This is a genomic window from Campylobacter lanienae NCTC 13004, from assembly GCF_002139935.1.
Lineage (GTDB): Bacteria > Campylobacterota > Campylobacteria > Campylobacterales > Campylobacteraceae > Campylobacter > Campylobacter lanienae.
Genome location: NZ_CP015578.1, coordinates 1,412,652 through 1,425,223, shown reverse-complemented (window position 1 = coordinate 1,425,223; position 12,572 = coordinate 1,412,652). Strand labels below are relative to the sequence as shown.

Sequence of the window (12,572 nt, the reverse complement as noted above, 5' to 3'; positions counted from 1 at the left end):
TTATTAAAGATTATAATTATTTTTTATATTTTTATAATATAAATTATTATATAATAATCAGTATAAAACATTAAGGCAAATTTATGAAATCCATTAAATTATCACTTATTCTTCCTATATATCTATTTGGCCTTACGGATTTTGAGCTTATTAATTATAATGACAAGAGCGTAACGGGTAGTGGCGTGTTTGTGGGGGTTATAGATAGCGCTATTAACAAAGACCACCCTAACTTATCAGGTCAGATCGTGGATCAAATTTATTCTGAGTATAGAGGTAGCACTTATACGCCGGATTTTTCAGTTGATACTCATGGTAGCCATGTAGCAGGTATCATACTAGCCAAGCCTGATGGCCAAATAGGCGGAATCGCTACAGACGCCAAGGCTTACGGCGTTCAGATAACAGGGCATAATACTTCTGGTTCAGCTAGTTTTACAGCCCCAAATGTATATGAGTATTTTAAGGATAAAACTATCGCAGCTATTAATAATAGTTGGAATGCCACGGTTTATCCGCTATCTGGATTAAATTCGCTTACTAGTTCATCGATTTCATTTCTAAAAAATGCTAATAATCCAAATGATTATATCCCGTTAATTCAAAGAGATTCAACTGCAAGTGATCTTATAAAGCTATCTAAAGAGAAGCAAATGCTTAGTGTTTTTGCCTCTGGTAATGAGGGGATCATATCTCCTGGGATTATGGCTCTAGCTCCATACTATGATGAAGAGATCAGATCTATAATTGTAGTAACGGCCTTAGATAGCGCACAAGTTAGCAAGGATAGTGATGGTAAATTTATAGTAGCCACAACAAGAAATGATAATTTTGATTATTTGAGTGCTCCTACTACATATTCTAATGGATTAAAAGGTGTTTATAACTTTAGTTTAGCAGCACCTGGGACAAATATCAATAGCGTAAATGCTAGTTATAATACTAAAGATATCTTAACAGGTAAGTTGGATAATGATCTATATAGGGTCTCTAGCGGTACATCTATGGCAGCCCCTGTGGTGACTGGCGCTGCTGCCTTAGTAGCTCAAAAATTCCCATTTATGAGTGGCAAACAGATAGCCGATACCTTGCTCTCTACAGCCAATAAAGACTATATAGGGCCTAAAATTGTTTTAAAAGAGACTACTACCGGAAAAACTCTTTGTGATGGTAATGTTCTTTGCTCTAGCTCAAAGAGATACACAATATTTTATGTAGATAGCAAAATTCCAAAAAAAGAAGATGGTAGTATAGATGAAAAAGCCGTTGAGAAGGATTTATCAAATTCTGGATATTTTGGTATAAATTGGAAATATGATCGTATGAGTGGTATGGCTGCCATTGATGATGATGACTATCCGTGGGTTCAAGAGGTTACGAAAGAGGATCTATTTGGTCAAGGAATTTTGGATATTGATAAGGCTTTAAAAGGTATAGGAATCTTAGACGCGAATAGATTAAGTGATGCTGATGTAAGTAGTCAGTATGGCGAAACTGCGGTGTATTATTCGCTAGATACTAAGGGAAATGATACTGAGTTTAGCAACGATATAAGCCAACGAAAATGGGAAGCCGATACTCACAACCCTGAAGCATATAATTTGCCTAAAAATTTAGATAATCTAAATGTAGGCCTTATCAAATCAGGCAGTGGGGTTTTAACTCTAAGTGGGGTTAATAGCTATGAGGGTGCTACTGTTATAAATGATGGCGGTATAAGACTACTAAGCAAAGATGGCAAAACAGCACAAATAGCTGGAAGCGTCTATGTCAATAACGGCTCAATTCTAAGCGGTAATGGAGTGATTAAGCACAATTTAACCAATGATAACTCAATCATTCGCCCTGGAAATGAGGATTTAAGCGATTTAGTAGTCGATGGTACATACTCGCAAACAGGCCAAAACTCAAAGCTTATTTTGGATTTTGGCAATGATGACAACTCGCAATTAATCGCTAAGGATTATAGTATTAGTGGCGGAAATTTGGAGTATAATCCATTAGCGCAGTATTACACCGTGGATAAAGAGATCAAAATCACGCTAGGCGATCTATCTAATCATATTAATGACTTTAACCAAATTTATATCGCTAGCAATAATAGCATTAGCTTTGAGATGAAACTTGATAGCGATAAAACCACGATAAACAAAGATCCAATCTTTATACCACCAATCCATGAAACTGAAGTGCCAAACCCAACACCATCAGACCCAAATTCAAATAACCAAAATACCACAAATAACAATAATCAACAAAACAACAACACCCAAGACCCAAGCAATAATAATAACCAAAATAGCAACTCTCAAAGCTCAAATTCACAAGGTAGCACCACCACACCAACGCCAACACCGAGCAACCCAGAATCAAGCAACCAAACACCAAATAACCAAAATACCACAAATAACAATAATCAACAAAACAACAACACCCAAGACCCAAGCAATAATAATAGCCAAAATAATAATATAATCATAACCCCAGTAGTTCGTCCAGATGCCTATCAGACCGGCTCAGAGACACTTAGTCAAACTATGAGAAATATCAGAAAAGAAGCGAATTTAGATGATAAATATAAGAATTTCTTCGCTGCTTTGGATCAAAGCGATTCTAACACATATCAAGAGACTATGAGTCGCATAGAGGGCAATTCTGTATCGAATTTAACCTCGATTACGACATCTAATCACACTAGCTTTTATCAAAATAATTTGCTATTTAGCATTAATCCGGTTAATTCAACTCTATTTGCTTATGGCTCAAACCCTTATGATAATGGAATTTTCGTCGCATCTGTGGCTAGTGATTATGTTATTGATTTAGGATTTGATGCTTTAAAACCTAAAAATTATTGGTATATCAATCCAACTTACAAAAGATATAATGGTGATGGCTTCGATGGATATCAAAGTGGTATCAGTATAAATTTAGCCCATGATTTAGACAATGCGACCGTATCTTATGGTATTGGTGCTAGTAGATCAAGCTTGGATTTTGATATCGGTGCGAAGTCTAAAAGCGAAACTATGAGCTTAGCGGCCAATTACACCTATGATTTTGGCTCATTTAAGTTATTAAGCGGTGGGTCAGTTTTGGTAGCGTTTAATGAAAATGAGAGATATTTAGAAGGTGATATCAAAGGTAAATATAAGAGCTATAATGCAAATTTCGAGCTTGGTTTGGCAAAAGATTATTTAATAGGTGATTTTGTTTTATCACCTCTTGGATATTTTAGTTATGGTTATATCTATCAAGATAGCTTTAGAGAAAGTGGTGAGATATTTGCGAAAAATTATGATAGCATCAATCACGATACCATCACCGCAGCACTTGGTCTAAATAGCTCATATAAGGTTAGTGATAATTTACGATATACAGGTTTTGTATTATACGAAAGAATGCTAAATGGCTATGATATGGACGCTCAAGCTGAGTTCAATGACTTTAAAGGTGAGAAATTTACCCAAAGATATCACCTAGATAAAAATAGATTAAATATCGGCTTAGGTAGTGAATATACTACAAATAGTGGCTATTTCTTTAAATTTGGAGTAGGCGGGGAGTTTGCTACTACTAGTGATAATTTGAATATTTCAGCCACAATCGGTAAGAGATTTTAGCGATTTTAACTAATTAAAAGGAGAAAAAATGGCAAAAATAGCTGTAATTATGGCAAATGGTTTTGAAGAGATTGAGGCTTTGAGCATTGTGGATATATTGCGTCGTGGTGGCGTGGAAGTGAGTATGGTAGCACTTGAGAGTAATCTTAGTGTAAGTGGCGCTCACGGCGTTAGTCTAAATAGTGATATAACCTTTGATGAGTATGATTTTAGCCAAGCTGATATGATAGTTTTGCCAGGAGGGTTGCCAGGCGCTGAGTATCTAGCCAAAAGCCAAAAATTGGCAACAAAATTAAAAGAAGCCAAATCAAATGGCAAAAAATTAGCCGCTATTTGCGCTGCGCCGTGGGCGCTTAGCACGGCGGGCGTTTTGGGTGAGAAATATACTTGCTATCCAGGATTTGAGGCTACAGTAAATCATAATGGTTATAACCCTGATAAAAATGTCGTGATAGATGGCAATATCATAACTTCTCGTGGGCCCGCAACCGCGATGGAATTTGCCCTAGCATTGCTAAAAGAGCTATGTGGCGAAGAAAAATACAATCAAGTAAAATCCGGACTTCTATTTTAACCTTTTCAACGCCAAATAGCAAAATGCGGTTAAATTCGGATCAAATTTAAATTTATTGTAAAAATTATTTAAAATTTAGATATGATTAGTAACCGCATTTTCGTAAAATACAAAAAGGATGTTACTATGATAAACATATATGTAAGCAATCTTCCATACCGCATCAATGATGAAGAGCTTAGAGAGATTTTCGCTGCTTATGGCGTGGTAAATAGAGCCAAAATAGTCAAAGACAAAGCTACGAATCGCTCTAGGGGATTTGGCTTTGTAGAGATGGAGAATGATGATGAAGCCAGAGTCGCTATAGATAACTTAAATGGCAAAGATATAGGTGGTAGGGCGATTAAAGTTAATGAAGCCAAACCAAAAGAGTAGGGTCAAACTAGCTTAAATCAAAATATCTATAATAAGCAAAATTTCAATCAAAAAATTATAAAATATCCAAATTTTACATTATATGGAGAGTCAATGGCAAATCAAGAAGAGTATGTAACCATAAAGGTTAAAAAATCAAAATTAAGATATGAAGAGGAGCTTAAAAAGCTTCAAATTGAATTCCTAAAATTCCAAACTTTTGTCAAAAAAGAGGGGTTAAAAGTCTTAATAATCTTTGAAGGTCGTGATGCATCTGGCAAGGGTGGGACGATTAAGAGATTGATCGAACATACAAATCCTAGGGGCTGTAGAGTTGTGGCACTAGAAAAGCCAAGCGATGTAGAGAGAACTCAATGGTATTTTCAACGCTACATTAGCCATTTGCCAAGTGGTGGCGAGATAGTAATATTCGATAGAAGTTGGTATAATAGAGCTGGGGTTGAGCCTGTGATGGGATTTTGTAGTGAAGAGGAGCATAAGGAGTTTTTACGCCAAGTGCCTCAATTTGAAGAGATGCTAGTAAATTCGGGTATTATCTTATTTAAATTCTACTTCTCAGTATCCAAAGAAGAGCAGAAAAAACGCTTCAAAGAGCGTAAAAACGACCCTTTAAAGCAGTTTAAACTATCCCCAGTTGATGAGAAGAGCCAAGAGCTATGGGATCAATACACACTAGCAAAATACTCAATGCTCCTAGCCTCAAACACCCCATACGCACCATGGTCAGTAGTAACTAGCAATGATAAAAAAAGGGCTAGAATTAATGTATTTAAGCATATTTTAAGTAATGTAAATTATGATAACAAAATTAGCCAAAAAGAGCTAAGAGTAGATAGCGAAATTTACAGAAGCGGAAGTGCCGAGATCAAACGAATGGAAGAAAATTTTAGCCAAGAGCATGTAAAAACTAGAGATTAAGATTAAATTTGCTATAATGCTATCTTAAAATTTTATTAAGGAAAAATATGTCAAAAGTATGGAAATTCGGTGATAATATCGACACTGATGTGATAATAGCTGCTAGATATTTAAATACAAGCGATCCAGAAATTTTAGCAAAATATGTTATGGAAGATGCTGATAAGGATTTTAGCTCTAAAGTAAGAGCGGGGGATTGTATCGTAGCTGGGGAAAATTTCGGCTGTGGTAGTAGTAGAGAGCATGCCCCAATAGCGATTAAAGCTGCTGGGATAAGCGTAGTAATCGCAAAATCATTTGCTAGGATTTTTTATAGAAATAGCTTTAATACAGGCCTATTGATACTTGAGTGCTCTCAAACTGATAGTATCAATGAGGGCGATGAGCTAGAGATTGATTATAGTGGCGGTATAATCAAAAATTTAACTCAAAATTGCGAATACAAATTTGAGCCAATTCCTGAATTTATGCAAGAGCTTGTCAAGGCTGGTGGCTTGATTAACTATGCTAAAAGCACTCTATAAGGATAATTGATGAAAAGTTATAATATTTGTGTGATAAAAGGCGATGGCATAGGCCCAGAAATTGCTGAAGAGGCGATAAAAGTCCTTGATAGCGTGAGTGCTAAATTTAATTTTAGATTAAATTATGAGTATTTTTTGATGGGTGGGGCTGCTATTGATGTATTTGGCGAGCCGTTACCTGATGAGACTTTACAAGGTGCTAGGAGAAGTGACGCTGTGCTTTTTGGTGCGATTGGTGGAGAAAAATGGGATAATTTGCCAAGACATCTTCGCCCTGAGAGCGGACTTTTAAAGCTTAGAAAATCTCTTGGTGCTTATGCGAATTTGCGTCCAGCGATGATATATGATGAGCTTATCAATGCCTCAACCCTAAAGCCTGAAGTTATTAAAGGTGTGGATATTTTGGTTGTTAGAGAGCTTACTGGTGGGTTATATTTTGGTCAGCCAAGAGAGAAATTAGAAGATAGAGCCTATAATACCATGGCTTACACAGTAGAGGAGATAGAAAGAATAGCCAAAATCGCCTTTGACGCAGCTATGAAAAGACGAAAAAAAGTGTGTTTAGTAGATAAGGCAAATGTGCTTGAAACTAGCCAATTATGGCGTGAGGTTACTGCTAAGGTAGCTAAGGATTACCCTGAAGTTAGTTTAGAGTATATGTATGTAGATAATGCTGCTATGCAACTTGTGAGATATCCAACTGGATTTGATGTGATTTTGACTGAAAATTTATTTGGCGATATATTGAGCGATGAGGCTAGTATGGTGTGTGGATCTATAGGACTCTTGCCAAGTGCGTCAATAGGTGGAAGCGTAGGAATATATGAGCCAATTCATGGTAGCGCTCCTGATATCGCTGGACAAGGGATCGCTAATCCAATTGCGATGATACTTTCAGCTGCTATGATGCTTAGATATGCCCTAAGCGAAAATGAAGCGGCAAATTGTATAGAAAATGCGATAAAAGCGGTCTTAAAAGATGGATATAGAACCAAAGATATTGCGAAATTTGACGCTGTTGAGATCTGTACTACAAGCGAAATTGGCTCTATAATTAGCGATTACATTAAAAAACAATGAAAGGGACTATTACAGAGGCTTTAATATATGAAAATCAAGGCCTAAGAGATGAGGCCTTAGAGATTTATAAAAATATTTTAAAGCATGACCCAAATAACCAAGAGGCACGCTCAGCTATTAGAAGATTGAGTGGCTTAAAGCGTAAAAATGGCGAAACAAATGAGCAAATGCTAGAGTTTTATCTAAATTTAAAAGAGGGCGACGCTGCTGGAATTAGAGAATTTAAAAGGTGGTTGATAAAGATATGAGATTAGAAGAGATTGCGAAATTTACTATTGATGAGGTTAATGCCGAGCTACAAGGCGCTAGTGACGCAGTGGCTAAAAATGGATTTATCGTAGAAGAGGCAAATGAATACAAACCAAATAATTTTACCAAAAAAGAGCCATTGAAGAGTGAATTTAATCTTGCTAAAGAGCCACAAACTCTAAGCAATCCGCCTAAACCTGAAATTAGCATAAAAGAGCCGGCTAGCAAAACAGAGATCAAAGAGGCCCTAGCGGCAAATATCGCCTCAATTGATAGCCAAGAAAAATTAAAAGATGAAAAGCCAAAAGATGAAAATATCGGCTCAAATGAGATGCTATATCTACAAGGATTAAAAGAGAGAATAGGGGTTTTGTTTGAAGGGCTTAATAGTGCAGATGAGAGCAATAGCGCCTTTAGGCTTGATATGACAATTAAATTTTTGGAATTTGCGCTTGCGAGTATCGAAAATAGGCTATCAAATCTCTCAAAATAGTGATTTAAACGAGATCAAAAATCTACTTTCAAACCACACAAAACGAGCCTATTTAGTCGGCGGATCGGTGCGTGATCTGATTTTGGGGATTGGCTCTAAGGATTATGATATTGAAATTTATGATATAGATCCGATTGAATTTGACTCTATTATGAAGCGTTGTGGTGCTACAGGCGTTGGTAAGAGCTATTTTGTCTATAAGCTTAAAAATTATGATTTAAGTCTGCCTAGAAGGGAGTCTAAAAGCGGATTTGGTCATAAGGGCTTTAGCGTAGAGTATTGTAACGATGAGTTGAGCGCTAGCTTGCGTAGGGATTTTACTATGAATTCGATTATGGTAAATATCTTTAGTGGTGAAGTTTTGGATTTTTGGGGTGGGATTGGCGATTTAAGGGCTAAAAGGCTTAAAATTACCAATCCATCTAGCTTTAGCGAAGATAGCTTAAGAGTTTTGCGTGCGGTTGGTTTTGTCTCTAGGTTTAATCTAAGTTGTGAGCCAAGAAGTTTGAGTTTGATGCGTGAAATCGATATTAATGATTTAAGCTTAAATAGGATAAGTATGGAGCTTGAGAAGTTTTTTGCCTCTAAATTTCAAAGATTAGGTGCTGAGCTTTTAAGAGAGCTAAATTTAGATAAAAGGCTTTTTGGGGTGCGATTTGATGATGGATTTTTTAGATTAATTTCTAGCAAAATTAGCACAAATAAGGCTTCATTTTTATACTATCTTGTTAATTATTACGGCATTAATGGCAAGGAGTTATTATCTAGTCTTGCCTTGCCAAATTCATACTCAATATCATATAAACAGCCATTTTTTACAAAAATTAGTAAATTTAATATGATGAAAATCGCCCTAGATATGCCACTATCTAACTGGCTTGGGCTTGATAGCAAAGCTAGAATTAAGATGGCAAAGGATTTGGGAATTTATGATTTTAAATTCTCACCGCATATTGATACCACTAGTATCAAGGCGACTGACAAAGCGTATGGAGATGAGCTAAAAAGGCTTAAAATAGGGGCTATAAAGGAGTATTTAAGTGATCGCAATTGACCTTGGTAGCAACACGATTAGAGCCTGTAAAATGCGTAGATTGGGTAGCGGAAATTTCGAGTGTGAGTATAGCTTTGAGCGGATAGTTGGCTCTGCTAGGGGGCTAGGCTCAAAGGGTTTGGCTAATGATGCGATGGATAGGATTAGGCTAGCTATTAGTGAGCTTGTGAGTGAGGCAAAATTTGATTTTAGTGTTGCGGTTGCTACGCAAGCCTTTAGAGAAGCGGCGAATTCTAGCGAATTTTTTAGGGATATTAGGGATAAATTTGGGATTGAATTTAAGATAATTAGCGGTGAATTAGAGGCGTTTTTGACCAGGGTTGGGGTGGAAAATCGTGCTAAAATATTATCTTTAAATATCGACAACTCTCTTTTAATCGACCTTGGTGGGGCTAGCACGGAGATTAGTTTTAGGGATTTGGGGCGTAGTTTTGAGTTTGGTATTATCACAGCGTTGCAGAGTGATAAAAGCGCTTTAATAGAAGAAGCTAAGAGATATATAGACGAGTTTGAATTTGATAATATTATCTTAACTTCAGGGGTTCCTACCACGGCTTTGGCTATTAAGCGTGGGATGAATTATGAGAATTACAATGCCAAAATGATAAATGGTGCCAAAATCGATAAAGATGATCTGATTTATGTGGCTAATTTGTTAAAAACCACTACAAATAAAGATGAATTAGTAGGCAAAAATAGAGCGGATTTGGTAGTAAAGGGGTGCGAGATTTTGCTTGATATCTTGCCTAATAAATCTTGTATTGTTATAGATGATGGGCTTCGTGAGGGGCTTTTTATCGCTAAAGAACTAAATTTAAAGGAGTTAAAATGAGTATAAAAGAGCAAATTTTAAATGATATTAAATCAGCTATGAAGTCTGGAAATGGCTTTGAGAGAGATACCTTGCGTATGATAAACTCGGCATTTAAGCAGATTGAAGTTGATGAGAGAGTGGAGCTAGATGACGCTAGAATCTTTACAATTTTACAAAGCGAAATCAAACGCCGAAATGACTCAGCCACGCAGTATAAAAACGGCGGTAGAGATGATTTAGCGCAAAAGGAGCTTGGCGAGATAGAGATAATCTCTAGATATCTCCCAAAACAGCTTAGCGATGATGAGTTAAAGGCGAAAATATCAGAGCTGATAGCGCAAAATGGCTTAAATGGGATTAAGGATTTAGGCAAATTAATGAAACTAGCCAAAGATTCCATCGGCTCTGCTTGCGATGGTAAGCGTATGAGCGAAGCGGCCAAAAGCGCTTTGGGATAACCAAAAGTACCCTTTGGGGTAGATAAAAGCGCCCTTGGGGTGTGTGGAATTTCATTTGTGAGTGAAATTTCACTATCGTGGCTGAATTTCGTTGTTTTGGTGAAATTTTGTTTGCTGGTGAAAACTGAATTTAAAGCTTGGAATTCTATTATTGCGGTGAATTTAGCCTTTTGATCGAGATTTGCCCCTGTTTTAGTGGAGTTGGGGATTATTTGAAACTTATTATAAATTAAATTCAAATTATTCAAAGCTAAATTCCCATTATTACTGGCGGAATTCCACTATCGTGGCTGAATTTTATTTGTTGGTAAATTCTATTTTTTTGGCGAAATTTGGATTATAACTAAATTTGCTTATGTGTGAAAATTAAACTCAAAGCCAGAAATTTCATTGTTGTGGGGCGTCCCCCTATGGGGGATTATTTACAACTATATGTAGCTAGGGCTGATAGGGTTTGGGTATGTTTAGACTCTGTTGGCGTGGCGGCTGATTTTAAATTTGCGTAGGCTTCTATGCGACTTGGAGTGCTGAAATCCACGCTATTTAATAGGCAGTTTTTGTTTAGCTCTTTGGAGTAGGACTCGGCTTTGGATATAGCGGTATTTAGGATTTTTGAGTGGAGTATTTCGCTATTTTGGGTTTTTAGTAAGTTTGATGATGATTGGCTTATAGCTGGTAGATTCATCGTTATAAATTCATTATTTTTGATTAGACTATTTAGGGCGGTGATTAGCTCTTCATATTTTTGGATATTTTGCTTATCAAATTCGCATTTAACATTGAAATTCACTAACTGACCACTGATAATCCTAGCGCCATCATTGTAGCTATAGCTTGGCTCGATTGAGTAGGTGGCGGCTTTACAAATTTGAGAATCTTTGGTTAGATTTAGTGCTTTATCTAGCGTGGCGGTGATGATTTCTAGCTCATCAGGTGCGATTTGGGTTTTGGTGCGTAGGGAATTTGCGGATTCTATATTGATACTAGCGCTAAATCCATCAGGAATGAAATCCATGCTCTCTTGAATCAAGCGATTAAATTTAAGCTCTTTATCGCTAAATTGATCTTGAGATAGAAATTTCGCATCAAATACCACACCGGCGATGAATACTACAAGCACAGCCAAAGCAAAAAGCGACTTAAAAAGAAGATTTAACATATTTATCCTTAGAAGTGAAATTTGGGTATTATTTTACAATTTTAAATACAATATTTGGTTAAATTTGGCTTTCTTGCGGCGAGGTCGATCAAATTCGCCGCAGTTGTAATGGCTAAAAATTCACCGCAAAAATGGCGGCGGATTAAGCTAGATTGCTTATTGGTTCATCATTTATATAGGATTTTAAGATATCTTTTAGCTTTGTCTCTAGCTCTTTGGGTTCTATGATTTTGATATATGGGATCCAAGCTTTTATAATGTTTAATAGCTCATTATCAAAAGCAAACTCTACATTTAGCAAAATTCCATTTTCATCATCTTTGATTAATTTGTAGCTTTTAAATACTTGCTTACGCCCAAAATACTCTTTGGCTTTGGGAGAAACTAGGATTCTAGCGTTTTTTAGGCTAGTGTTAAACCATTTGAGATTATTAGATTCTATTCGTTTTAAAAATGTATTTGAGGGGGTGAAGTGCTGGTCTAGTGACTTGTAGCTTTTGATTTTAGATAGGGTGAAGTGCTTTAATTTGGCCTTTTCATCGCCTAGGAGATACCAGACGCCAGCTGTATTTATGAGCTTATAGGGTTTGATGGTGCGCTGTGAGCCATTGTAATAAAAGCTGATCACGCAGTGTTCTAAAATAGCATTGCTTAGTAGCTCAAATAGATCTTTTAACTCTTTGGAGTCTTGCTTTGGTTCGCTTGATACGATAAGGCTTTTAGAGATTGTGGCGCTTAGTATATCGGCTATCATTGGGGTGTCGAGCTTGGGGTATAGATCGGCTACGCCGCTTCTTTTGGCGAAGGTTTTGATATCCCCAAAGCTTAGCAATCCATCTTCGTATTCTGTGCGTGAGATATAGTATTTTCCATCTTTGGCTTTTTGTATATCTAGGGCGCAATACTCTTTTAAGCGCGCGATGTCTCTTTGCATGGTTCGCAAACTAAGATTAAACTCACTACAAAGCTCGCTAGGATTTAGCCCTTGACCCAGATATAGCATTTTTAGCATTATCATGAGTCTGCGGATCATATTTTCGCCATTTGAGCTGTTGGAATTCATCGGCCGCCTTTGAGTTTGCCTATGAGTTTATCTATGAAATTTCCGCTAGAAGGGATCATTATTGTATCGCATTTTGGACAAGAATAAAAATTAATTACACAGCCAGCGGTGATCACCTTTTTCTTGCCACATTTTGGGCATTTTAGGGTTTGGATATGTGGGACAAAGCCGTTCATTTTCTCTCCTTT

The 12,572-nt window shown here is 36.7% G+C and carries 14 protein-coding genes; 11 read left to right on the top strand and 3 right to left on the bottom strand.

All coding sequences use genetic code 11. The features are described 5' to 3' along the window. Positions 1–83: 83 nt before the first annotated feature. From CLAN_RS07295 to CLAN_RS07245, 11 genes are all read left to right on the top strand, one after another. On the top strand, positions 84–3,623 hold the full coding sequence (locus tag CLAN_RS07295) for a S8 family serine peptidase (protein WP_100590951.1): 3,540 nt from the start codon (positions 84–86) through the stop codon (positions 3,621–3,623). A gap of 28 nt (positions 3,624–3,651) precedes the next feature. Then, positions 3,652–4,197, top strand: coding sequence for a DJ-1 family glyoxalase III (locus tag CLAN_RS07290; RefSeq protein ID WP_100590950.1), 546 nt, complete (start codon positions 3,652–3,654; stop codon positions 4,195–4,197). Positions 4,198–4,326: 129 nt separating this feature from the next. Then, the gene (locus tag CLAN_RS07285; RefSeq protein ID WP_096014364.1) at positions 4,327–4,572 is read left to right on the top strand and encodes an RNA recognition motif domain-containing protein; all 246 of its coding nucleotides are present in this window, start codon (positions 4,327–4,329) and stop codon (positions 4,570–4,572) included. 93 nt (positions 4,573–4,665) lie between these two features. After that, a complete protein-coding gene (ppk2, locus tag CLAN_RS07280) occupies positions 4,666–5,490 on the top strand; it encodes a polyphosphate kinase 2 (protein ID WP_096017769.1) in 825 nt (274 codons plus the stop codon). A 47-nt stretch (positions 5,491–5,537) separates the two neighbouring features. Further along, positions 5,538–6,014, top strand: coding sequence for a 3-isopropylmalate dehydratase small subunit (locus CLAN_RS07275; RefSeq protein WP_096018606.1), 477 nt, complete (start codon positions 5,538–5,540; stop codon positions 6,012–6,014). A 9-nt stretch (positions 6,015–6,023) separates the two neighbouring features. After that, positions 6,024–7,094 carry a 3-isopropylmalate dehydrogenase gene (leuB, locus tag CLAN_RS07270; protein WP_100590949.1) on the top strand — a complete coding sequence of 357 codons (1,071 nt, stop codon included), beginning with the start codon at positions 6,024–6,026 and terminating at the stop codon, positions 7,092–7,094. After that, the gene (locus CLAN_RS07265) at positions 7,091–7,342 is read left to right on the top strand and encodes a hypothetical protein (RefSeq protein WP_096014268.1); all 252 of its coding nucleotides are present in this window, start codon (positions 7,091–7,093) and stop codon (positions 7,340–7,342) included. Before leuB ends, CLAN_RS07265 begins: the two co-directional genes overlap by 4 nt. Continuing rightward, a complete protein-coding gene (locus tag CLAN_RS07260; RefSeq protein ID WP_100590948.1) occupies positions 7,339–7,836 on the top strand; it encodes a CiaD-like domain-containing protein in 498 nt (165 codons plus the stop codon). The genes CLAN_RS07265 and CLAN_RS07260 overlap by 4 nt, the downstream gene beginning before the upstream one ends. After that, on the top strand, positions 7,796–8,890 hold the full coding sequence (locus CLAN_RS07255) for a tRNA nucleotidyltransferase/poly(A) polymerase family protein (RefSeq protein ID WP_100590947.1): 1,095 nt from the start codon (positions 7,796–7,798) through the stop codon (positions 8,888–8,890). The genes CLAN_RS07260 and CLAN_RS07255 overlap by 41 nt, the downstream gene beginning before the upstream one ends. Continuing rightward, a complete protein-coding gene (locus CLAN_RS07250; protein WP_100590946.1) occupies positions 8,877–9,722 on the top strand; it encodes a Ppx/GppA phosphatase family protein in 846 nt (281 codons plus the stop codon). Before CLAN_RS07255 ends, CLAN_RS07250 begins: the two co-directional genes overlap by 14 nt. Further along, positions 9,719–10,162: a GatB/YqeY domain-containing protein gene (locus tag CLAN_RS07245; protein WP_100590945.1), complete on the top strand. Its 444-nt coding sequence runs from the start codon at positions 9,719–9,721 to the stop codon at positions 10,160–10,162. Before CLAN_RS07250 ends, CLAN_RS07245 begins: the two co-directional genes overlap by 4 nt. A gap of 418 nt (positions 10,163–10,580) precedes the next feature. Here the strand turns inward: CLAN_RS07245 and CLAN_RS07240 are convergent, their stop codons facing one another. The 3 genes from CLAN_RS07240 to CLAN_RS07230 all read right to left on the bottom strand — a co-directional run bounded on the left by CLAN_RS07240 (position 10,581) and on the right by CLAN_RS07230 (position 12,560). After that, on the bottom strand, positions 10,581–11,321 hold the full coding sequence (locus CLAN_RS07240; RefSeq protein WP_100590944.1) for an SIMPL domain-containing protein: 741 nt from the start codon (positions 11,319–11,321) through the stop codon (positions 10,581–10,583). 142 nt (positions 11,322–11,463) lie between these two features. Beyond that, the gene (locus CLAN_RS07235) at positions 11,464–12,384 is read right to left on the bottom strand and encodes a helix-turn-helix transcriptional regulator (RefSeq protein ID WP_100590943.1); all 921 of its coding nucleotides are present in this window, start codon (positions 12,382–12,384) and stop codon (positions 11,464–11,466) included. Further along, positions 12,381–12,560, bottom strand: a complete 180-nt coding sequence (locus tag CLAN_RS07230; RefSeq protein ID WP_086226058.1) for a hypothetical protein — start codon at positions 12,558–12,560, stop codon at positions 12,381–12,383. The genes CLAN_RS07235 and CLAN_RS07230 overlap by 4 nt, the downstream gene beginning before the upstream one ends. Positions 12,561–12,572 lie beyond the last annotated feature (12 nt).

Bases quoted from the DNA above. Each gene is read 5' to 3' on its own strand.
- CLAN_RS07295 (WP_100590951.1), top strand. From the start codon at position 84: ATGAAATCCATTAAATTATCACTTATTCTTCCTATATATCTATTTGGC.
- CLAN_RS07290 (WP_100590950.1), top strand. From the start codon at position 3,652: ATGGCAAAAATAGCTGTAATTATGGCAAATGGTTTTGAAGAGATTGAG.
- ppk2 (WP_096017769.1), top strand. From the start codon at position 4,666: ATGGCAAATCAAGAAGAGTATGTAACCATAAAGGTTAAAAAATCAAAA.
- CLAN_RS07275 (WP_096018606.1), top strand. From the start codon at position 5,538: ATGTCAAAAGTATGGAAATTCGGTGATAATATCGACACTGATGTGATA.
- leuB (WP_100590949.1), top strand. From the start codon at position 6,024: ATGAAAAGTTATAATATTTGTGTGATAAAAGGCGATGGCATAGGCCCA.
- CLAN_RS07265 (WP_096014268.1), top strand. From the start codon at position 7,091: ATGAAAGGGACTATTACAGAGGCTTTAATATATGAAAATCAAGGCCTA.
- CLAN_RS07260 (WP_100590948.1), top strand. From the start codon at position 7,339: ATGAGATTAGAAGAGATTGCGAAATTTACTATTGATGAGGTTAATGCC.
- CLAN_RS07245 (WP_100590945.1), top strand. From the start codon at position 9,719: ATGAGTATAAAAGAGCAAATTTTAAATGATATTAAATCAGCTATGAAG.
- CLAN_RS07240 (WP_100590944.1), bottom strand. From the start codon at position 11,321: ATGTTAAATCTTCTTTTTAAGTCGCTTTTTGCTTTGGCTGTGCTTGTA.
- CLAN_RS07235 (WP_100590943.1), bottom strand. From the start codon at position 12,384: ATGAATTCCAACAGCTCAAATGGCGAAAATATGATCCGCAGACTCATG.
- CLAN_RS07230 (WP_086226058.1), bottom strand. From the start codon at position 12,560: ATGAACGGCTTTGTCCCACATATCCAAACCCTAAAATGCCCAAAATGT.